Source organism: Pseudotabrizicola formosa, from assembly GCF_002900965.1.
GTDB lineage: Bacteria > Pseudomonadota > Alphaproteobacteria > Rhodobacterales > Rhodobacteraceae > Pseudotabrizicola > Pseudotabrizicola formosa.
Map to the genome: position 1 here is coordinate 153,921 of NZ_PJOM01000005.1, position 21,881 is coordinate 175,801.

Here is a 21,881-nt window from a genome sequence, read left to right on the forward strand (position 1 = left end):
CTTACTCGGCGGGCAGGGTGCGCGGCGCAGGCGACAGCACCGTGCCCCGCCAGTCAAAGCCCCGCCGCAGGAAGGTGGCCAGCCAGATCGGCAGCATCAGCAGATCGCGCAAGACCAATACCGGCACAGCCCACAGCCCCGCAGGCCAACCCGCGCGGGCGGCCACAAAGATCTCTGCCAGATACCACACAGCCGCATACAGCAGCCCGTAAACCGGATCGGCCCCCGTCATCATCAAGGCTCCGAAGGCAGCGGCAACCGGCACCAGACCGCCGTTCAGAACCTCAAGGGCGAACAGAACCGGAAAGGCGTCCCGCCGCACCCGGCTCCACCGCACCTGCCGGGTCCAGACCTGCGCAAGGCTGCGCCGCCCGATCGGCTGGGCAAAGGGCAGGGGGGTCAGCGTCACCTCGCGCCCCAGCGACCGCGTGATCTGCGTGGCGGCCGCATCTTCGGCCAGGGTCTGCCCCAAAGCCCGCAACCCACCGGCATGTTCCAGCAAGGGCTTGTTGAAGAACAGCGTCTTGCCCTGCGCAAAGGCGGGGCCGATGCTGGCGGCGGCATGTTGCAGCAGCGCCTGATTGCTGTTGAGAAAGGCACATTCCAAAGCGCCCCCCAGATTTTGCGGACGGCTCCCCACCGGGGGCGAAGACACCAGCCCGGTGGCGGGCCCCCAGCTTCCCACCACCGTCGCCAGATAATCCGGCGGCAGCATCAGATTGCTGTCGGTCATGCAGACCCAGTCCCCGCTGGCCGCAGCCCAGCCCTTGAACACATTGTTCAGCTTCGGATTGCCCGAAATCCGGTCCAGCCCGATCAGCAACCGCGCGGGTACCTGTGGGTTGCGCGCGATCAGACGGTTGACCAATGCGATCACCGGGTCATCCGGGCTTTGCGCGCAAAAGATAACCTCATAGCGCGGATAGTCCTGATCGAAGGAGGATTGCAGCGTTTCCGCGTCAAACGCATCCACCCCGCAAACCGGGCGCAGCAGGGTCACGAACGGGGTGCCGATCACACCTGCCGCCGGTGCCCTGCGCCGCAGCCGGTGCAGATACAGCCCCACGGCCCCCAGATGCGCCAGCAAAAGCACCGCCGCCACTGTGGTCAAAGCCAAAGCCATCATGTTGCCCCCTCCAGATCCTGCGCCGCCAATCCGCTGCGCAGGGCCGCAGCCTCTGGCCGCCAGCACAGCAGGCGCAGGCTGCCATCAGGCTGTTCCGACAGCGCCGTCATGCTGTCCAGCCAGTCGCCGCAATTGGCATAGGTCAGACCATGGTCATCATGCAGACCCGCGATGTGGAAGTGCCCGCAAATCACCCCATGCACCCCATGCGCCCGCGCCATCTCCACCAGCCGGCGTTCATGCCTGCGCCCCCGGTACAACAGCGAATTGACCCCGGCCAGCAGCGCCTCGATGGTGCTGCGCGCCTCTGCCGAACTGCCACGCCGCAGCACCGACAGCCCCCGGTCCACCCGCCGCAGCACGTGGTCGATCCGGCTGCCCAGACGGGTCATCGTATGAGACCGTACCGCGCGCGCATCCGCAATATCGCCATGCAGCACCAGATAGCGGCGCTGATCCCCGGCCTGATGGATCACATGATCCACCGCCGCCACGGCCAGATGCTTCGGGGCGGGGGCCTGCGTCGGGTCCGGGTCATGATTGCCGCGCAGATAGTGGATCACCGCCCCCGCCCTCTGCCGGTCGCGCAGGTGATCAACCACCTGCTGCGCCTCTTCGGTCCAATGCGGCAAGAGCGGCTGCCACAGGTCCAGCACATCGCCGACCAGAAAATAGGTCTTGGCATGGTTGTGCTGCAGGAAAGACAGGATCAGGTCTGCCCGGCTGCCCAAGGCCCCAAGATGCAGGTCTGACAGGAACAAGGCGCTGTGATGTCTGACTGATCCGGTCATGCGCCTGCTCCGCTTTGCCCTTTGCGCCAAGCCTTGGCGCAAAAGCGCAACGGTCGTGTGAAGGATTTGCTGCATTGCGGCGACAGTTGCGGCCAAGGCAGGCCCACTCATGGGCGCCGCGCCACCCGGCACGCCGGGTCAGATCAGCGCCCGACAGGCCTTTGCGGCGGCCTGCACGATGCCGTCGCGTGCGATGTGCCGCCCATCCCGCACCACATGCCGCCCCATCGCCCAGACATCCGCAACCGTCAGATCCCGCCCGAAAACCCAGCGGTCCAGCACATGGTCATCGGCCATATCAAGACCCATCGGGTCATGCAGCGCCACCAGATCGGCCGGCGCGCCCGCCGCGATCTGCGGGGCCGGGGCCCCAAGCGCCTGCGCCCCGCCACGGGCCGCCCCCAGAACCAGCCGCGCGCCGGTAGACCCGGTATCGGCACAGAGATTGCGCGCGCGGCGGTGCAGGCGCTGCGAATATTCCAGCATCCGCGCCTCTCCTGCCGCCGTGATCTGCACATTGCTGTCGGTGCCGAACCCGAACCGCCCCCCCGCCGCCAGAAACGGCTCGGCAGGGAAAATCCCATCCCCCAGATTGGCCTCGGTGATCGGGCACAGGCCGACCACGGCACCCCTGTCGGCAATGCCCTGCACCTCGGCCGGGGTCAGATGCGTGGCGTGGATCAGGCACCACTCCGGCCCGACCGGGGCCCGGTCCAGCAGATACGCCACCGGGCGCTGGTCGCAAAAGGCAAGGCAATCCTCCACCTCCTGCACCTGCTCGGCAATGTGCAGGTGCAAGGGCCGCCCCGGAAAGGCCTGCGCCAGCGCGGTGATCTGCTCCATCGTCGCCGCGCGCAGCGAATGCGGTGCCAGCCCCACCCGGTCCTGCCCCCGCGCCATCCCGTCGCAGGCCTCCACCAGACGCGCAAACCCGTCGATATCATCTAAGAACCTGCGCTGCCCCTCACCTGCGGGTTTCGGGCCAAAGCCGCCATGGGCATAGAACACCGGCAGATGCGTCAGGCTGATCCCGGTCTCCTCCGCCGCCGCGAAGATGCGGCAGGACATCTCGGCCGGGTCATCATAGCGCGACCCATCCGGGCGGTGGTGCAGATAGTGGAACTCCCCCACCCGGGTAAACCCCGCCTCGAGCATTTCCACATAGGCCAGCGCAGCAATCGCCTGCATCGCCTCCGGTGTCAGGTTCAGGGCAAAGCGATACATCATCTCGCGCCAGGTCCAGAAACTGTCTGGCCCCGGTCCGCGCTGTTCGGTCAGGCCGGAAAAGCCGCGCTGAAACGCATGGCTGTGCAGGTTTGGCAGGCCGGGAATCACACTCCCGGCCCGGTGATCCCCGGGCTGCGGCGGGGTGCCTGCCGTGACGCGCTCAATCCGCCCGCCCGCCAGCACCAGCCGCACATCGCGCGCCCAGCCTTCGGGCAGCAGAGCAGTCCGGGCGTGCAGCGTCATGGCGGTTTCCTCTGCCAAAGGGGCTATGCAAGTGATCTTTGATATGTATATACTTGAAACAGACGCAAAGGAAGCAAAACCTTTTCCACACACCCTTTCCCACCTGCCAAAGGGGGCCGCCATGCCAGCCACGCTCTGGACCAATGCAAGGGTTGTTACCGCCGATGGCGGCATCCCCCGCGCCCCGCAGCCGGGCGCGCTGGAGGTGCTGACCGAAGGCGGCCAGATCCTCGCCGTCGGCCCGGCGCTCCCCCGTGCCGGGGCCGCGATCATGGATTGCGCAGGCCGCCTGCTGACCCCCGCCCCGATCGACTGCCACACCCATCTGGTCTTCGGCGGCGACCGGGCGACCGAATTCGAAATGCGGCTCGATGGCGTGCCCTATGCCCAGATCGCGGCACAGGGCGGCGGCATCAGGGCCAGCATGCGCGCCACACGCGCCATGGATGTGGATTCGCTGGTGGCCGCCAGCCTGCCAAGGCTGGATCATCTGCTGGCCGAAGGCACCGGCACGGTCGAGGTCAAATCCGGCTACGGCCTGTCGGTTGCGGCAGAGCTGACCATGCTGCGCGCCGCCCGCGCGTTGGGCCAGGCACGGCGGGTGCGCATCTGCACCACATGGCTGGCCGCCCATGCCCTTCCGCCAGATTATGAAGGCCGCCCCGAGGCCTATATCGCCGAGGTGGCGATTCCCGGCCTGACCGCCGCCCATGCCGAAGGTCTGGTCGATGCGGTGGACAGTTTCTGCGAAACCATCGCGTTCACGCCCGACCAACTGGCTCCGCTCTACGATCACGCCCGCGCTTTGGGCCTTCCGGTCAAGATCCATGCCGAACAGCTGTCGCAGAGCGGGGGCACCGCCTTTGCCTGCGGCTACAACGCCCTGTCGGCAGACCATCTGGAACACGCAACTGCGGCAGACGCGCAGGCCATGGCCGCCTCCGGCACCGTGGCCGTGCTGCTGCCCGGTGCCTTTTATACCTTGCGCGAAACCGTCCTGCCCCCGGTGGCCGCCTTCCGGGCGGCGGGCGTGTCGATGGCGCTGGCCACCGATTGCAACCCCGGCACCTCGCCGCTGACCTCCATCCTGCTCACCATGAACATGGGGGCCACGCTGTTCCGCCTGACCGTGGCCGAATGTCTGCTGGCCGTCACCGCCCATGCCGCCCGCGCGCTGGGCCTGCAAGATGTTACCGGGCGCATCGCCCCCGGCCTCGCGGCGGATATGGCGCTGTGGGATGTGCAAACCCCGGCGCAACTGGTGGCGCGGATCGGATTCAACCCGCTGCATGCGCGGATCTATCAAGGAGAGCGGGTCGCATGACCGACATGATCCTGACCCCCGGCACAGTGCCGCTGTCTACCTTGCGTCACCTCTACTGGCAGGGCGGCGCGCCCAGCCTGACCCCCGCCTGCGCCCCCGCCGTGGCCCGCGCCGCGGCCCGGATTGCCGAAGTCGCCGCAGGCGACGCAGCGGTCTACGGCGTCAATACCGGCTTTGGCAAACTTGCCTCCATCCGCATCGCAGCGGGTGATGTGGCGCAGTTGCAGCGCAACCTGATCCTGTCGCATTGCTGCGGGGTAGGGGCCCCGCTCGACGCCTCCGTGGTGCGCCTGATCCTGACGCTCAAGCTGATGTCACTTGGCCGCGGCGCCTCCGGCACGCGGCCAGAGGTGGTGGCGCTGATTGAGGGGATGCTCGCCCATAACATAATGCCGGTAATCCCCGAAAAAGGCTCGGTCGGCGCCTCTGGCGATCTGGCCCCGCTTGCCCATATGGCAGCGGTGATGATCGGCGAAGGCGAAGCCTTTGTCGGCGACACCCGCCTGCCGGGGGCGCAAGCCTTGGCAAGCGCCGGTCTGGCCCCGGTGGTACTGGCCGCCAAGGAAGGTCTGGCGCTGATCAACGGCACGCAGGTCTCCACCGCCCTCGCCCTCGCCGGCCTGTTCCGGGCCGAACGCGCCCTGCGCGCGGCCATCGTCACCGGCGCGCTGTCCACCGATGCCGCCATGGGCTCCACCGCCCCCTTTGCGGCGGAAATCCACGCCTTGCGCGGCCATCGGGGCCAGATCGACGTGGCCGCCAGCTTGCGCGCCCTGCTGACCGGCAGCCAGATCCGCGACAGCCACGTAACGGGCGATGAACGCGTGCAAGACCCCTACTGCATCCGCTGCCATCCACAGGTGGCGGGGGCCGCGCTGGACATTCTGCGGGGCGTCGCCCGCACGCTGGAGATCGAGGCGAATGCCGCAACCGACAACCCGCTGGTCCTGTCGGATGGCTCGGTCGTCTCTGGCGGCAATTTCCACGCCGAACCCGTGGCCTTCGCCGCCGACATCACCGCCTTGGCGGTCGCCGAAATCGGCGCCATCGCCCAACGCCGCATCGCCCTGCTGGTCGATCCCGCGCTGAACTTCGGCCTGCCGGGGTTCCTCACCCCAAAACCGGGCCTGAACTCGGGCCTGATGATCGCCGAAGTCACCTCCGCCGCCTTGATGAGCGAAAACAAGATGCTGGCGCACCCGGCCTCGGTCGATTCCACCCCCACCTCGGCCAACCAAGAGGATCACGTGTCGATGGCCTGCCACGGCGCGCGGCGCCTGCTGGCCATGACCCAGAACCTGAACTGGATCATCGGGGTTGAGGCGATGGTGGCCGCGCAAGGTGTCGAAATGCGCGGCCCACTCACAACCTCCCCCGCCTTGCAGGCCGCGATTGCCGCAATCCGCGCCCAAATTCCGGCGCTGGAGGCAGACCGCTTCATGGGCACCGATATGGAGGCGGCGGGCGATCTGGTCGCCTCCGGCGCGCTGGAGGCGGCCGGCGCGGACCTTCTGCCATGGGTGGCATGATGTACCCCGTTCAGGTGCGCCGGGGCGACGGCCCGCTCATCCTCGCCTTCCCGCATGTCGGCACCGAACTCCCGCCACAGGTCGCCGCCCGCCTGAACGCCGAAGGCCAGCGCTTGCGCGACACCGACTGGCATATCCACACCCTCTACGCCAACCTGATCCCTGGCCTGACCACCGTCACCGCCACGCAATCGCGCTATGTGATCGACCTCAACCGCGACCCGTCAGGCGCCAGCCTCTACCCCGGCCAGACCACCACCGGCCTGATCCCGGAGACCACCTTCGACAATGTGCCGATCTGGCAGCAGCCGCCCGGCCCGCAGGATGTGGCGCATTGGCTGCAAGCCGTGCACCAGCCCTACCACGCCGCCCTCGCGTCTGAAATCGCCCGCGTCCAGGCGCGCCACGGGGTCGCAATCCTCTATGACTGCCACTCCATCCGCTCGCAGATCCCGTGGCTGTTCCCCGGCACACTGCCCGACCTCAACATCGGCACCAACAATGGCACCACCTGCGCCCCCGAACTGGAGCAAGCGGTGACCCGGATCGCCGCCGCCTCCGGCCACACATGGGTGCTGAACGGGCGCTTCAAGGGCGGCTGGACCACCCGCCACTATGGCCACCCCGAGGCGCAAGTGCACGTCCTCCAGATGGAACTGTCGCAGATCACCCATCTGGAGACCGAAGCCCCGCCCTTCGCGCTGCACCCCGCCCGCAGCGCCCATCTGCGCCAGACCCTTACCCAAATCCTCGCCACGCTGGCCGATCTGGCCCCGCGTCTGGCCCGCTGACAGGAGGCAAACATGACCCGCCACAACACCCGCGACATCTACCCCGCCACCGGCACCGACATCACCTGCAAAAGCTGGCTGACCGAGGCCGCCCTGCGCATGCTGATGAACAACCTGCACCCCGATGTGGCCGAAAACCCGCATGAACTGGTGGTCTACGGCGGCATCGGTCGCGCCGCCCGCACATGGGAGGATTTTGACCGTATCTGCGCCTCCTTGCGTGACCTCGAGTCAGATGAAACCCTGCTGGTGCAATCCGGCAAGCCGGTCGGCATCTTCCGCACCCACACGGATGCCCCCCGCGTGCTGATCGCCAATTCCAACCTTGTCCCCCACTGGGCCACATGGGCGCATTTCCACGACCTCGATCGCAAGGGCCTGATGATGTACGGCCAGATGACCGCCGGGTCCTGGATCTACATCGGCACCCAAGGCATCGTGCAGGGCACCTATGAGACCTTCGCCGAAGCCGGTCGCCAGCATTACGACGGCAGCCTGAAAGGCCGCTGGATTCTGACCGCGGGCCTGGGCGGCATGGGCGGCGCGCAACCCCTTGCGGCGGTGATGGCAGGCGCCTGCTGCCTCGCCGTGGAATGCGACGAGACCCGCGCCGATTTCCGCATCCGCACCCGCTATTGCGACGCCAAGGCCCATACCTTGGATGAAGCCCTCGCCCTGATCGACCAATGGACCAAGGCGGGCGAGGCGAAATCCGTCGCCCTGATCGGCAATGCCGCAGACATCTTCCCCGAGATCTACCGCCGCATGCAAGCGGGCGAGCCGATGCCCAACACCCGCCCCGATATCGTCACCGACCAGACCTCGGCCCATGACCCGCTCAACGGCTATCTGCCCCGCGGCTGGACCGTGGCCGAATGGCAGGCAAAACGCGAAACCGACCCCGCAGCGGTGGAGGCAGCCGCCCGCGCCTCGATGCGCGACCATGTGGCGGCGATGGTGGGCTTCTGGAACGCGGGCGTGCCGACGCTGGATTACGGCAACAACATCCGGCAGGTCGCCAAGGAAGAAGGCTTGGAAAACGCCTTTGCCTTCCCCGGCTTCGTCCCCGCCTATATCCGCCCGCTGTTCTGCAAAGGCATCGGCCCGTTCCGCTGGGTGGCCCTGTCGGGCGACCCCGAGGACATCTACAAGACCGACGCCGCGATGAAGAAACTCTTCCCCGACAACACCCATCTGCACCGCTGGCTTGACATGGCGGCTGATCGCATCGCCTTTCAGGGCCTGCCCGCCCGCATCTGCTGGATCGGTCTGGGCGACCGCCACCGCGCCGGGCTGATGCTGAATGACATGGTCCGCAGCGGAGAGCTGAAAGCCCCCGTGGTGATCGGGCGCGACCATCTGGACTCCGGCTCCGTCGCCAGCCCAAACCGCGAGACCGAGGCGATGAAGGATGGCTCCGATGCCGTCTCCGACTGGCCGCTGCTGAACGCCATGCTCAACGTGGCGGGCGGGGCCACATGGGTGTCGATCCACCATGGCGGCGGGGTGGGCATGGGGTTCAGCCAGCATGCGGGCGTGGTGATCGTGGCCGATGGCAGCGACGAGGCCGCCAAACGGCTTGAACGCGTGTTGTGGAACGACCCCGCCACCGGCGTCATGCGCCATGCCGATGCGGGCTATGACACAGCCCGCACCTGCGCCGCAGATCACGGGCTGCGCCTGCCGGGCCTCCTGTGAACGGCCTCTATCCCGCCGCCGCCCGCAGCTTCCGCCCGTGGAAGAACGGCGGCGGCCAGACGGCAGAGATCCTGTGCTGGCCCGAAGGGGCGGGCCTCAAAGACTTCACCCTGCGCCTCAGCACCGCGCGGGTGGAAACCTCCGGCCCGTTCTCGCTGACGGTGATCGAAGGCGGCGCCATGGTCCTGACCATCGACGGCAAGACCCACCCCCTCGGCCCCGGCAGCCCGCCTTTCGCCTTTGCCGGTGATACCCCCTGCACCGCGCAACTGACCGGGCCGCCGCTCCTTGATTTCAACGTGATGACCCGCCGCCCCCTGCGCGCGCGCGTTACCACCGGCCCCTTGGCCCCGGACGCCCGCTTTGCCCTGCTGCTGGCCCCCGCCGCCGGGCTGGCACGGCTGGATCTGCTGGATCTGCACCAGGCCGACCCAGGTCTGCTGGCGGCACTGACCGGCACCCCCGCCATCGCGGTCCACCTGCCTAGCCCGCCTCCGGCGTGAACCGGCTGACCAGCTGGTGCCTTGCGCCGGGGTAGGTCTGGCTGACCAGGGTCACCCAAAGCCCCGCACTCTCGGTCCGGCGGGTGACTTCCAGACAGGCCTCCCCCACCGGCAGCGCCAGGGCCCGCGCCATCGGCGCAGGCGCGTTCAGCGCCCTTATGCGGTGCTCGGCCGATGTCCACGGGATCTTGCGCAACAGCCATTGACCGGGGGCGACAGCACGAAAATCCTGCTCCAGCGCGGCAGGCGCGCTGACCGGGTTGATGATGCGCGCCTCATGGCAGAACGGTTGCTCTCCGGCATAATGCACCCCTTCCAGAGCCAGCACCTCGGTCGCAGCGTCAAGGCGCGCGGCCTGCATCTCATCCTTGCGCGGCGGGCGCAGCGCCCGCAGCGTCAGCGCAAACCGCCACTCCAGACCAAGTGCGCGCACCTCGGCCTCGATATCGGGAATCGCCATCACCGCCGCCTGCGCCATCGGCTGCGCCACAAAGGTGCCCAGCTTCTTGCGCCGCACCAGAAAGCCTTCGCGGGTCAGCTGGCCCAGCACCTTGTTCATCGTCATCCGCGACACGCCATGGCGTTCCGCCAAAGCCGTCTCGAACGGCAGTTGAAACCCCGGCGGCCAGTCACCACCGGTGATCCTGTCGCGCAACTCTGCAAGGATGCGGTCGTGATGGGTGGTGCGGCTGTCCACTTGGCCCTCGCTCTGGTCAGGGACCAACCTAGACGCGCGGGGCAGGGGGAACAAGCGGCGGGCTCAGGGCATCTTGCTGGCGATATAATTGGCGAATTCGAAATTCGGCCGCTCCAGATGGCTCAGCGCCCCGGGGGTGGACAGATCCGCACACAGCCCCCGGTACACCCGTTCCACACAGCCCTTGTCTTCCACATTCACATCATCCAGCAGCGCCTTCAGCGCCGCGAAATGCGCCGGGGCCTCCGGGTCCGCCGCCCAATCGGGCGCAAGGCCGCCGCCAAACAGCACATGCACCTTGCCCGGCCCGTCGGGCGTCAGGCACAGATACCAGAAATACCCCGGCGTCAGGGTGATCAAGAGGGCAGGGTAGATCGACAACAACCAGGTGATCCGCCGCTCCTCCCCCACCAGCGTGGTGTTTGACGGATGCGCCAGCGTCAGCGGCAGGGAGTCATTCTTGACGATGTAATGGTAATTGAACGCCGGAAACCCTTCGGGGCAGGTCATCTTGAGCAGATCCACCGTGCCGCCGATCGTGTCCTGATGGCAGACCGGCAGGTGATAGCTTTCCATGAAATTCTCGGCCAGCACCTTCCAGTTGGTGTTCCAGTGAAACTCCTCACGGAACGCCTCCACATATTTCCCCATATCCAGATAGCCGACCAGATCCTCCACATCGCGCAGCACCTCTGCGGGGGGCGGCGCATCCGGGTTCAGCGTGACCATGATCCAGCCCAGCCAATCCTCCACCCGCACCTTGGGCAGCGCGATCTGGTCCTTGCAGAACGATTCATTGAGCGTCATCGCAGGCGCCCCGCGCAAGCTGCCGTCAAGGTTATAGGTCCAGGCATGATAGGGGCAGACGATGGCCCGTGTATTGCCGCGCCCTTCCAGCAGCGTGCTCATCCGGTGGCGGCAAACATTGGACAACCCCCGCAGCACGCCCTCACGGTCGCGCAGGATGATGATCGGCTCGCCCGAGATTTCCATCGTCAGGTAATCGCCGGGGTTGGGCAGCGCATCGGCCCGCCCGGCACACAGCCAGTCGCGGGCAAAGATATGCTCCTCCTCCAGCGCCGCAAACTCCGGCGAGGTATAGACCGATTTCGGCATCGCCTTTGCCCGCGCGAAGGGCTGCGCCACATTGGCGCGCAATTCGGCAAGGGGGGTCAGCTCCGGGTCGTGGCGGGTCATCAGACACCTCCGTCTGCCATGGGTTCCTGTGTCAGAATGCGCAAGCATCGCCTCTCGGGCAAGCGCGCTGTGGCCGGATCGCCGTCCTTTGCGCGCGGCATCGGCCGGGGTGCCTGCGGCTCAGGCATGTGCAGGCACCCGCGCCGCAATATGCGCGGCCAGCCGTTCCGCATCGCGCCAGGCCCCCCAGATGAAGGCCGACCCCCGGCACGACAGCCAGGGCAGCCCGACGAAATACAACCCCGGCACCTGCGCCACGCCCTCGCGGTGCAGCGGGCGGCCCTGCGCGTCGAAGGCATCAATCTTGATCCAGCCATAATCCAGCGCATAGCCCGTGGCCCAGACAATGCTGGTCACCCCCTCTGCCGCCAGATCCAGCGACAGCCGGGGCTGCGTCACACAACCCGGCAAGGGCGCAAATACCCGCGCGCTTGGCTCCTCGGGCAAGCTCAACCCATGGGCGGCGGCATAGGCATCCGCCTCATCCAGCACCGACAGGTAATTGGCATCCCCCCGCGCGATGTTCTGCGCCAGATCACCGTTCACCGTCACCGCCCCATCGGCAAAGCCATTGGCCCGCCCCAGCAGCACCACGCCCTGCGCGGCCAGCCGGCGGAAATCCATCGTCTGCCCGCCATAGGCCCCGCTGACCGCAATCGTCACATGCTCGGTCCCCGGTTCCTTGGCCTTGGCGTCCCACTTGCCCAGTTTCCCCAGCCACCAGACGAAATCCTGCCCCCGGTAGCGCCGTGGCGGGCGGTCATGCGGCCCGACCGACAGAAACACCTGACGCCCCGACCGCTGCAATTCCTCGGCAATCTGCGCGCCCGACGATCCCGCCCCCACCACCAGCACCGCCCCCGCAGGCAACTGGCCGGGCGCCTTGTACGCGCTGGAGTGCAGCTGCATCAGCCCCGCCCGCGCCGGCACCATGTCGGGGATCAGCGGCTTCTGGAACGGCCCGGTGGCCACCACCACCTGCGCGGCTTCGATCACCCCGTCCCGGGTTTCCGCGCGAAACCCCGCCGCCGTGCGGTGCAGCGCCACCACCTCCACCCCGCAGCGCACGGGGGCGTTGATCTTCGCCGCAAAGGCCTCGAAATACGCCGCCACCTGCTCTTTCCCGGCAAAGGCATCCGGGTCCAACCCTTCAAATTCCTGTCCGGGAAAGCGGTCATGCCAGGCCGGGCCATTGGCCACCAGCGACTCCCAGCGTTCCGACCGCCAGCGTTCGGCAATCCGCGCGCGTTCCAGCACCAGATGCGGCACGCCCCGTTGCGCCAGATGGGCCGAGGTCGCAATCCCGGCCTGACCGGCCCCGATCACCAATGTGTTGACAGTCTCCACAGCCATCGGCCACCCTTTCCGCAACAGGATGCCCACAGACTACCCCGCCCCCTGCTTTGGAAAAACCATGACCTGTCTTAGCTTTGCTTAGGCACCGCCTAAGCGCCGGGGTCCACAACCGGGCGCAGGCTGCGCACCTTGTCGGGCGTCAGCGCCTCGCGGCAATGGGTCACAAAGCTGCGCACCGTCAGCGCGGCCTGCGCCCCCGGCGTCAGGATCAGCCCCAGCCGCATCGGCCGCACCGCCCCCACCAGCGGCACAAAGCGCAGCGGCTGGCCATCGGGCGACCGGTCCGACCAAGGCCGGATATTGGCGATGGAATAGCCAAAGCCTTGCCCGACAAGGCTTTGCATCACCCCCATGTCCCGCGTCCGCTCCACGATTCGCGGCTTGACCCCATCCGCCTCAAAGCAGGACAGGAAATAATCGGCCGACAAGGGCAGATCCAGCAGCACCATCGGATGCGCGGCCAGATCCTGCGGGGTCACAGTCTCGCACCCGGCCAGCGGATGGCCAACCGCCAGCACGGCATAGGGGGTCAAGCTGACCAGCGGCACAAATTCAAGCTCCGCTGGGATGTTGAGGTCATAGCCCAAGGCGGCGTCCAGCGTCCCCTTGCGCAAGCCGTCATACAGCTCTGGCTGGTCGCCTTCGGACTGGTGAAACGCCACCTGCGGATGCAACAGCGTGAAACTGCGCCGCAGCTGCGGCAGAATCACCTGCGCAAAGGTGATCAGCCCGCCCACATGCAGCCGCCCCTGCACCGTCTGCGTGATCGCCCCCGCCAGATCGGTCAACTGCCCCGCCTGCGCCAGAACCTGCCGCGCGTGGTCAGACAGCTGCCGCCCCGCACTGGTCAGCGACAACCCCTGCGCATGGCGGCGCACAAACAGCTGCACCCCGAATTCCTGCTCCAGATGCGCAATCGCGGCCGAGATTGAAGGCGACGACACATTCACCCGCTCCGCCGCCAGCGCAATCGACCCGGCCTCGCCCACCGCGACCAGGTATTCCAGCTGCCGAAGGGTGAATCGCAGGGGCATGGCGGCCTTTCAGACGGGATCATTCATCGCCGGGCACCCCATAGCTGGGGGCGGCGCTCGGGTCTGTCGCGCGTTGCACATAGGCCTGCATCTGCGGATGATACACCTCCCACGCCGCCCGCAGCATCCCGATTGGGTCATCCGCCCAGTCGATCCGCAGATCGGCCAGCGGCCAGCTCAACCGGTCCGCCAGCATCAGCCCGGCGGAATGCACCGGCCCCGCCTCGCCCCCCGCCGCCAGCCCCGCCTCCAGCGCCAGCATCAGCCGCGCCCCCAGATCGCCCGTCGCGGCCTCAAACCCCGCAACCATGGCGGCGGGAACGGCCTCATGCGCCAACAGATTGCCCCCCGCCGCACAATCCACACCCGCCGCCTCGCCCCATACCCCCAACACCTGCCGCCCGGAATGAAGGGCGGTATGCCCCTGCGCATCGATCACCAGCAATTGCCGGTAATCGATATGCGCCCGCCCCGCCGTCACCCTTGCCAAAGCCTCCGGCGCAGATCGCCCGGCTGCCATCTGATCCAGCAGCATCGGCCCCAGGCCTGGATCGGTCACATTCTGGCTTGCCACCGCCCCCACCCCGGCCCGCACATGCGCACAGCGCGCCGCCACGGCAGGCGAGGATGAGGCGATAACCATGCCGAACTGGCCGGTGCGCGCACAGCGCGCGATCAGCGAAAACGTCATGGCGCTAATCCGGGATCACGGCGGTGCCGTCAATCTCCACCAGCCAGTCCGGCCGCGCCAGCGCGGTCACCACCACCCCGGTGGAAACCGGATGCACATCCTTGATATATTCGCCCATGGTCCGGTACACCGCCTCGCGGTGGCGCACATCGGTCAGGTAGACCACCACCTTGCACAGATGTTCCATGCTGCCACCCACCTCCTCCAGCAGCTGCCGGATGTTCTGCATCACCTTATGGGTCTGCTCCACCGGGTCATGGCTGCCGATGTTCTGCGCGGTGTCCAGATCCTGCGGGCACTGGCCGCGCAGGAACACCATGCGCCCGCGCGCCACCACGGCCTGCGCCAGATCATTGTCCAGCTTCTGTTCGGGATAGGTGTCCTTGGTGTTGAACTTGCGGTGGCGGGTATGGGCCATGGGAACCTCTGTGATCGGGGGCGATGCCGCAGCATGCACCCTCCGTGGCTAAAGAAAAAGCACGGCATCCTGTCCCGCTGCTTAGGTTTTTCCTAAGCCGGCACCTCCGCCCCTTGCGCACAAACGTCATGACGTAAACCATACGCAGGCCAGACATGGATCAGACGCAAATCATACCTGAAATTTCAAGCATTTTCAGACGCTTGCCGTCACATCGCCTGATGCGTGATCCGCCCGCCGCAAACCGTCAGCGCGATGGGGGTGGACCCAAAGGCCTCGGGCGCCAGCGCCTCCACATCGGCGTCAATCATCACCAGATCCGCCGCCATCCCGGGCACCAGCCGCCCGACCAGCGTGTCCCGATGCGCCGCCCAGGCCCCGCCCGCGGTATAGGCGTGCAGGCTGGCCATCAGCCCCACCCGCTCATCGGCGCATCCGTCATAGGGCGCGCGCGTCAGCGCCGCCTGCAAGCCGCGCATCACCGATACATCGGTCACGGGCCAGTCACTGGCAAAGGCCAGTGCAGCCCCTTGATCCGCAAGGGTTTTCCACAGATACGCATCCTGCCATCGCGCCTGCCCGATCCGCTCCAGCGTCGGCATCAGCGGAAAATCCATCGCGCCGGGCGGGTGCGGCGGTTGCAGGCTGGCGGTAATGCCAAGCGCGCCAAGCCGGGGGATATCGGCAGGGTCGATCAGCTCGATATGCTCAATCCGGTGCCGGCTGTCGCGGCGGCCATTGGCCTGTTGCGCGGCCTCATAGCCGTTGATCGTGGTGCGCACCGCCCCGTCTCCGATCGCATGGACCGCAATCTGCAGGCCGCGCCGGTCGATCTCTGTGGCGATCCGATTGAAAATATCTTGCGAAAACAATGGCTCAGACCGATGCCCGGGCTGGTCCGGATAATCACGGATCATAAAGGCCGTCCGGCTGTCGACCACCCCATCCATGAACATCTTCACAAAACCCGCTTGCAACCAGTCATCGTTGAAGTCGCGGGTCATCGCCTCGGCCCGGTCCAGCGCCGACAGGTCCATATGCGGCTTGAAGTGGAACGGCACCTTCACCCGCGCGGTCAGCCGCCCCTCGGCCTGCATTTCTCGCAGCAATTCAAGCGTATAGCGGTTGCCATCCATGTTCACCATGCTGGTGATGCCATGCGCCGCACAGTGCCGCAGCCCCGCCTCGATCTTCGCCTTGTCAATCGCCCGCTCCGCCGCGTTGGGCGGTGATGCAGGTTCCTCGCCGGTCGCAATGCCAAGGTTCAGCCGCGCCTCACCCCCAAGGGCAATCACCGGCGCAAAGGCTTCAAATTCAAGCAGTTCCCCGGTGGCCATGCCATCGGACCCCATCACCACCTCATGCCCATGGGGCGTGTCCAGCCCATGCAGAATGCCCGCTGCGCGCAGGGCCGCCGTATTGGCCCAGACGGTGTGATGGTCATGCGAGGTCATCGCAATCGGGCGGTCGGGCAGGATCGCATCCAGATCATGCCGGGTGACCGGATGATCCAGCATGGCATAATCCGCCCCTTGGGCCATCAGCAGCGGCCGGTCCGGATGTGCCGCGCCAAACCGCCGGAACGCATCCGTCAAAGCCTCCATCCCATGCAGGCCCGACACATGCAGATGCCCCAGCTCGGCCCCGCCCAGCACCAGATGCAGGTGGCTTTCCACAAAGCCCGGCAACACGGTACGTCCTTTCGCATCAATGACTTGCGTGGCCGGCCCCGCCAGAGCCTCCACTTCGGCGCGCGTGCCAAGGGCAAGGATGCGCCCCGCCGCAATGGCCACCGCTTCGGCACGAGGGCGGGTGGCGTCCATCGTCAGGACGCGGGCATTGGTCACGATCAGATCGGGTGTCATCTCAGTCCTCAAGTTGCGGCGGGCGTTTGCGCGGCCAGTCGGTGGCAAGGTGATAGGCCTGACCCATGGCCAGAACGGCGGCATCGGCCCCCACAGGCCCCGCCAGTTGCATCCCCATCGGCAGACCATTGGCCCCAAAGCCAACGGGCACCGACAGGGCAGGCAGCCCGATCAGGCTGACCGGAATCACCACTTCCATCCAGCGGTGATAGGTGTCCATCGTCACCCCGTTGATCTCTTGCGGCCACCGCCAGCCGACCGGGAAGGGCCAGACCTGCGCCGTCGGCAGCGCGATCGCGTCAAACCGGGTGAACAGCCGCGCCATATGGGCATAATAGCGGCTGCGGATGGTCGAGGCCTCAAACACAGCCTGCGCCGTAAGACCTTGGCCCTGCTCGATTTCCCACAGCGTTTCGGGCTTCAACAGCGCCCGCTTGGCGGGGTCGTCATAAAGCGGCTTCATCCGCCCCGCGTTCAGCATCGCGCGCAGGGTGGTCCAGGCCTGCCACAGCTTTTCGGCGGGGAAGGGCGGGGCAACCGCCTCGACCTCGGCCCCTTGCTCGGCAAAGACCTGCAACGCCGCCTCGCACAGCGGCACGATCCCCGGTTCCATCGCATAGGCCCCGCCCCAATCGGCCAGCCAGGCAATGCGCTTGCCCCGCAGGCTCGCCTGCGCCAGTCCCGCGGTAAGATCCTGAACCGGCACTGAAAACGGCACCTCAGGGTTTGGCCCGGCCTGCACCTGCAACAGCCGCGCCACATCTTCGACAGTGCGGCCCATCGGCCCTTCGGTGGCCAGGGTGGCAAGGAAGGTATCGCCATCGGCATCACCGGGCACCAGCCCCCAGCTGGGCCGGAAACCATAGACGTTGCAGAACCCCGCCGGGTTGCGCAGAGATCCCATCATGTCGCTGCCATCGGCCACCGGCACCATCCGCGTGGCAAGCGCCGCTGCCGCGCCGCCGGATGACCCGCCCGCCGTGCGCGTCAGGTCATAGGGGTTGCGGGTGGCCCCGAACACCGGATTGAAGGAATGGCTGCCATGGCCCCACTCCGGTGTATTGGTCTTGCCGATAAAGATCGCCCCCGCGGCGCGCATTCTTGCCGCCAGCAGATCATCAGCCTGCGGCACATGATGCGCAAACAGAGGACTGCCCCACGTGGTCCGCAAGCCCTTGGTCGCACACAGATCTTTGACCGCCAGCGGCAGACCGTGCAGCCAGCCCTGCGGTGGTGCATCATCCGCCGCCCGTGCTTTGGCCATCAGCGCATCGGCATCGCACAACGACACCACCGCATTGACCTGCGGGTTCACGGCGGCAATCCGTGCCAGACAGGCCGCCATCACCTCGGACGGGGCCAGCTGCCGCGCCGCGATCATGCGGGCCAGATCGCTGGCAGACTGCTCGCACAGCTCCATGCTGTTTACACCTTTGGGGTCAAAGCTGTGGGGGGCAGACCGCCCCCCACGGACAGGCGAGGACAGCTTACTTCAGCAATTCGGTCCAGATTGCCGTCATGTACTGCTGCGCCGTGGGCGAGCAGGTGGGCAGGAACACGCCCGCCGCCTGGTGCTCTTCGGGGGTCACCACCTCGGGGGCGGTTTTCATGTCTTCGGGCATGAAGGCCTCGGAACCCGCTATGCCGTTGTTGTAGCGCGCAAAGGCCGAGATCATCGCGGCATTTTCCGGCTCCATGATGAAGTTCATGAAGGTGTATGCTTCCTCCACATTCTGGGCGTCGGCCAGCAGCATCACCGAATCCATGAAGATCGGATAGCCTTCCTTGGGGTAACCATGTGCAACGGTGTCATTGGCCAGACGTGCCCGCATGCTGGACCCGTTCCAGTTGACCGATGCCGCCCAGTCATTGTTGGCCAGTTTTTCGGTGGCCCCGTAATCCATGCTGATCCAATGCGGCTTGGCGGCCAGCAGCACGTCACGGGCCTTTTTCAGCACTTCGGTATCTTCGGTGCAGGGCTCGCCGCCGACATACATGACAGCAAGGTTCACCACATCGGTCATTTCAGGGACAACGTTGATCTTGCCTTTCAACTCATCCGGCACGTCCAGAAAGATCGCCGATGTATTGATGTCGCCAGTGTAGACGGCGGTGTTGACCGACATGCCGATCGACCCCCACTGCCAGGGAACCGAATGCGTGCGGCCCGGATCCCAGGCCACATCCATCCATTCGGGGGCAATATTGGCGTGGTTGGGCAACTTCGCCATGTCAAGTTCAACCGCCAGCCCCTTTTGGACAAAGATCGGGACATAGTTGGTCGAGGGCACCACCAGATCAAAGCCATGCCCGCCGGCCTCGATCTTGGCCAGGGCAGTGTCGTTGCTGTCGTAATCGGTGACGGTGACCTTGATGCCGGTTTCCGCCTCGAACTTTGCCAGCAGGTCCGGCCCGGTGTAATTGCCCCAGTTGTACAGGTTCAGAACCCCTTCGGCCTGTGCCAATGAGGTGGTTGCGGCCAGAAAGGCCAGAGCTGTCAATGTGCGTTTCATCGGTCGTCTCCCTGTGATGTCAGTTTTTTTTGCGCGTCAGGATGAAGAACAAGGTCAGCAAGATCACGGTCAGCCCCAGAAGGGCGGTCGAGATGGCGTTGACCTCGGGCGTGATGGCGCGTCGCATCTGGCCCAGCATGTAGGTGGGCAATGTGTCCTGCCCGCCCGACTTCACGAATTCGGTGATCACCACGTCGTCAAGGCTGATCACAAAGGCCAGCATCGCCCCGGCGGCAATGCCGGGGGCCAGCAGCGGCAGGGTAACATGGCGGAAGGTCTGCCAGGGATTGGCATAAAGATCTGTGGCCGCGGTTTCGAGGGACAGGTCCATCCCTTCCAGCCTTGCGCGGATCGGCAGATAGGCGAAGGGCGTGCAAAAGGCGGCATGGGCCAGGATCAGATAGCCCAACCCCTGATAGCCGGTGGCCTGTTTGACCACGCCGAACAGGATCAAAAGCGCTACGGCGGTTACGATTTCCGGCACCATCAGCGGCTGGTTGATCACCACATAGATAAAGGTTTGTCCGCCAAATGCCGCCCGCCGTGTGGTGCCAAGGGCTGCCATGGTGGCCACGGTGGTGGCGATGGCACTGGCGCAGGTGGCGATGATCAGCGACCGGGCAGTGGCACCCTTGACGGCCTCGTTGTTCCAGGCGTCGGCATACCAGTGCAGCGACCAGCCCTCCCACACGGCGACAGAGGGGCCCGAGTTGAACGAAAACACCACCAGGGTCAGGATCGGCAGGTACAGCAGGACAAAGACCGCAATGGCCACGCTGGCAAAGCCGGGCAGACGCGACACTTCGAACCTGCGCTCAGCCATGCGGGTTGCTCCCCTTTGTGCTGGCGCGGACATAGATCAGCAGGGCGGCCATCACGATCAGCAGCAATGCCATCGACAGGGCCGCACCAAGTGGCCAGTTGCGCCCCTGACCGAACTGCAATTCGATGAAATTGCCGATCATCATGTTCTTGCCACCACCCAGCACGCGCGGCGTGACATAGGCCCCGAGCGAGGGCACAAAGACCAGGATCGATCCCGCAATGATGCCCGGCTTGACGATGGGCAGGATGACATGGCGCAACACCTGCAACCGGCTGGCGTAAAGGTCATACCCTGCCTCCAGCAGCTTCATGTCAAAGCGGTCGATGGCGGCGAACAACGGCAGCACCATCAGCGGCAGGTAGACATAGGCCATGCCGATGAACACGGCCGTATCGGTGTTGATCAGGCGGATCGGTTCGGAAATCAGCCCGAGGCTGATCAGCACCGTGTTCATCAGCCCTTCATTGCGGATCACCTCGTTGATGGCAAAGGTGCGGATCAGCAGGTTGGTCCAGAATGGGATGGTGATCAGGAACAGCCACATCGCGCGCTGCGCCGGGGGGCGGGTGGCAATGAACCAGGCGGTCGGAAAGCCAAGGGCAAAGGTCAGGGCCGTCGTCATCAGTGACAGCTTCACCGAGCGCCAGAAAATCGTCAGATGCGCGTCGGCCAGATTCATCGTGCCGTCAAAGATGTCACGGGTGAACAGGATGCCGACCCAGCCATCCAGACTGAATTCCCATATCACATTGCCATATTGGCCGGGGGTCAGAAAGGAATAGACCAGCACGATCAGAAGCGGGCCAGATGCCGCGAGAAACAGCAGGCTCAGCGCCGGAGCGGACAGAAGCCAACCATTGCGGCTGGATTTTCTGCGCTGGCTTTGTTCGGCGGGGCTCATGGCGCTACTCCCGGATCAGCCGGGCAGCGCCCGGTTGAAAGGTCACGGCGACGGGCTGACCCGTGGTAAAATCCGCACCGCCATCCACGGGGCTTGGCACGCGCGCGGTCAGGGCGGTGCCGTCTGAAAGCTCCAGATTGACGTGAATATCGGTGCCGAAATAAACGACCCCCGTGACCGTAGCGGCAAGGCCGGCCCCAACCCCTGCCGGGCCAAGGCGCAGCTGTTCGGGCCGCACGATCAGCACGCTGCCCTCTCCCTCGGCGGCAATCACATCGCCTGTACTCAACCGCGCGCCTTGCGGCGTTGCGGTCACCGGCAGGAAATTGGTCTCGCCAATAAAGCTGGCGACGAAGCGGTTGACCGGGCGGGTGTAGATGTCTCGCGGTGCGCCGACCTGCTGAATGCGCCCTGCGCTCATCACCGCGATCCGGTCGCTCATGGTCAGGGCTTCTTCCTGATCATGGGTGACAAAGACAAAGGTGATGCCGGTTTCAAGCTGCAACCGCTTGAGTTCCACCTGCATTTCCTTGCGCAGCTTGAGGTCCAGCGCCGACAGCGGTTCATCCAACAGCAGCACCTTGGGGCGGGGGGCAAGCGCACGGGCGAGGGCCACGCGCTGTTGCTGGCCGCCGGAAAGCTGGCTGGTCTTGCGCTCGGCCATCGCTTCAAGCTTGACCAGTGCAAGCATTTCAGCCGTTGTCGCTGCAATCTCGGCCTTTGGCCTGCCCTGCATCTTCAGGCCAAAGCCGATGTTTTCTGCCACGGTCAGATGTGGAAACAAGGCGTAGGACTGAAACACCGTGTTCACCGGGCGGCGGTTGGGCGGCATCTCGGTCACATCGGCGCCGTCGATCAGGATCTTGCCAGCCGTCGGCATCTCGAACCCTGCGATCAGGCGCAAAAGCGTGGTCTTCCCGCAGCCAGACGGACCCAGCAACGTAAAGAACTCTCCGGTTGCGATGTCCACCGAGACATCATCCAAGGCGCGCAGCGCGGCGGCTCCCTGACCGAAGGCCTTGATGATCTTCTGCGCGGTGATCGCCGCCTTTTGGGTCAAGTGACTCGCTCCCTCATATTTTGATCAATCTGATCGTTGCTTGCGCAATGGGGCAAGCAAAACCTTTCCCGTCGCCTCTCGAATGTGACAT

General features: G+C 65.9%; 20 protein-coding genes. 5 read left to right on the plus strand and 15 right to left on the minus strand.

From position 1 onward, the window contains the following. Position 1: 1 nt before the first annotated feature. From CXR43_RS15960 to CXR43_RS15970, 3 genes are all read right to left on the minus strand, one after another. Positions 2-1,123, minus strand: coding sequence for a ceramide glucosyltransferase (locus CXR43_RS15960; protein WP_246831428.1), 1,122 nt, complete (start codon positions 1,121-1,123; stop codon positions 2-4). Then, positions 1,123-1,917, minus strand: a complete 795-nt coding sequence (locus tag CXR43_RS15965; protein ID WP_103335742.1) for a UDP-2,3-diacylglucosamine diphosphatase — start codon at positions 1,915-1,917, stop codon at positions 1,123-1,125. The genes CXR43_RS15960 and CXR43_RS15965 overlap by 1 nt, the downstream gene beginning before the upstream one ends. A gap of 138 nt (positions 1,918-2,055) precedes the next feature. Then, positions 2,056-3,387: a formimidoylglutamate deiminase gene (locus CXR43_RS15970; protein ID WP_103335745.1), complete on the minus strand. Its 1,332-nt coding sequence runs from the start codon at positions 3,385-3,387 to the stop codon at positions 2,056-2,058. A 121-nt stretch (positions 3,388-3,508) separates the two neighbouring features. Here CXR43_RS15970 and hutI point away from each other — a divergent pair, with 121 nt between their 5' ends. The 5 genes from hutI to CXR43_RS15995 are packed head-to-tail and all read left to right on the plus strand — an operon-like array spanning position 3,509 to position 9,232. After that, positions 3,509-4,711 (plus strand): imidazolonepropionase, encoded by a 1,203-nt coding sequence (gene hutI / locus CXR43_RS15975; RefSeq protein ID WP_103335918.1) that lies wholly within the window; start codon positions 3,509-3,511, stop codon positions 4,709-4,711. Further along, positions 4,708-6,240, plus strand: a complete 1,533-nt coding sequence (gene hutH, locus CXR43_RS15980) for a histidine ammonia-lyase (protein WP_103335747.1) — start codon at positions 4,708-4,710, stop codon at positions 6,238-6,240. Before hutI ends, hutH begins: the two co-directional genes overlap by 4 nt. After that, entirely contained in the window at positions 6,240-7,031 is a 792-nt protein-coding gene (gene hutG / locus CXR43_RS15985) for an N-formylglutamate deformylase (protein ID WP_103335920.1), read from the plus strand. Before hutH ends, hutG begins: the two co-directional genes overlap by 1 nt. Before the next feature lie 12 nt (positions 7,032-7,043). Further along, positions 7,044-8,729 (plus strand): urocanate hydratase, encoded by a 1,686-nt coding sequence (hutU, locus tag CXR43_RS15990; RefSeq protein WP_103335750.1) that lies wholly within the window; start codon positions 7,044-7,046, stop codon positions 8,727-8,729. Further along, a complete protein-coding gene (locus CXR43_RS15995) occupies positions 8,726-9,232 on the plus strand; it encodes a HutD/Ves family protein (protein WP_103335753.1) in 507 nt (168 codons plus the stop codon). The genes hutU and CXR43_RS15995 overlap by 4 nt, the downstream gene beginning before the upstream one ends. Here CXR43_RS15995 and hutC read toward each other — a convergent pair. The 12 genes from hutC to CXR43_RS16055 all read right to left on the minus strand — a co-directional run bounded on the left by hutC (position 9,213) and on the right by CXR43_RS16055 (position 21,790). Next, positions 9,213-9,929, minus strand: a complete 717-nt coding sequence (hutC, locus tag CXR43_RS16000) for a histidine utilization transcriptional repressor HutC (RefSeq protein WP_103335756.1) — start codon at positions 9,927-9,929, stop codon at positions 9,213-9,215. The two genes, CXR43_RS15995 and hutC, sit on opposite strands and share 20 nt — an antisense overlap. 63 nt (positions 9,930-9,992) lie before the next feature. Then, complete coding sequence (locus CXR43_RS16005) at positions 9,993-11,126, minus strand: aromatic ring-hydroxylating oxygenase subunit alpha (protein ID WP_103335758.1); 1,134 nt, start codon at positions 11,124-11,126, stop codon at positions 9,993-9,995. A gap of 120 nt (positions 11,127-11,246) precedes the next feature. Beyond that, complete coding sequence (locus CXR43_RS16010) at positions 11,247-12,479, minus strand: flavin-containing monooxygenase (protein WP_103335922.1); 1,233 nt, start codon at positions 12,477-12,479, stop codon at positions 11,247-11,249. A 92-nt stretch (positions 12,480-12,571) separates the two neighbouring features. Next, positions 12,572-13,516 carry a LysR family transcriptional regulator gene (locus CXR43_RS16015; protein WP_103335761.1) on the minus strand — a complete coding sequence of 315 codons (945 nt, stop codon included), beginning with the start codon at positions 13,514-13,516 and terminating at the stop codon, positions 12,572-12,574. A gap of 19 nt (positions 13,517-13,535) precedes the next feature. Next, the gene (locus tag CXR43_RS16020; protein WP_103335763.1) at positions 13,536-14,207 is read right to left on the minus strand and encodes a DUF1028 domain-containing protein; all 672 of its coding nucleotides are present in this window, start codon (positions 14,205-14,207) and stop codon (positions 13,536-13,538) included. A 4-nt stretch (positions 14,208-14,211) separates the two neighbouring features. Further along, positions 14,212-14,625 (minus strand): RidA family protein, encoded by a 414-nt coding sequence (locus tag CXR43_RS16025; protein ID WP_103335924.1) that lies wholly within the window; start codon positions 14,623-14,625, stop codon positions 14,212-14,214. 209 nt (positions 14,626-14,834) lie between these two features. Then, complete coding sequence (locus tag CXR43_RS16030; RefSeq protein WP_103335766.1) at positions 14,835-16,490, minus strand: amidohydrolase; 1,656 nt, start codon at positions 16,488-16,490, stop codon at positions 14,835-14,837. A gap of 1 nt (position 16,491) precedes the next feature. Next, on the minus strand, positions 16,492-17,910 hold the full coding sequence (locus CXR43_RS16035; protein WP_103335768.1) for an amidase: 1,419 nt from the start codon (positions 17,908-17,910) through the stop codon (positions 16,492-16,494). A gap of 67 nt (positions 17,911-17,977) precedes the next feature. Continuing rightward, entirely contained in the window at positions 17,978-19,003 is a 1,026-nt protein-coding gene (locus CXR43_RS16040) for an extracellular solute-binding protein (RefSeq protein ID WP_103335769.1), read from the minus strand. A 19-nt stretch (positions 19,004-19,022) separates the two neighbouring features. Next, on the minus strand, positions 19,023-19,826 hold the full coding sequence (locus CXR43_RS16045; protein ID WP_103335771.1) for an ABC transporter permease: 804 nt from the start codon (positions 19,824-19,826) through the stop codon (positions 19,023-19,025). After that, positions 19,819-20,730, minus strand: coding sequence for an ABC transporter permease (locus tag CXR43_RS16050; RefSeq protein ID WP_103335772.1), 912 nt, complete (start codon positions 20,728-20,730; stop codon positions 19,819-19,821). Before CXR43_RS16050 ends, CXR43_RS16045 begins: the two co-directional genes overlap by 8 nt. A gap of 4 nt (positions 20,731-20,734) precedes the next feature. Next, a complete protein-coding gene (locus CXR43_RS16055; RefSeq protein ID WP_103335775.1) occupies positions 20,735-21,790 on the minus strand; it encodes an ABC transporter ATP-binding protein in 1,056 nt (351 codons plus the stop codon). Positions 21,791-21,881 lie beyond the last annotated feature (91 nt).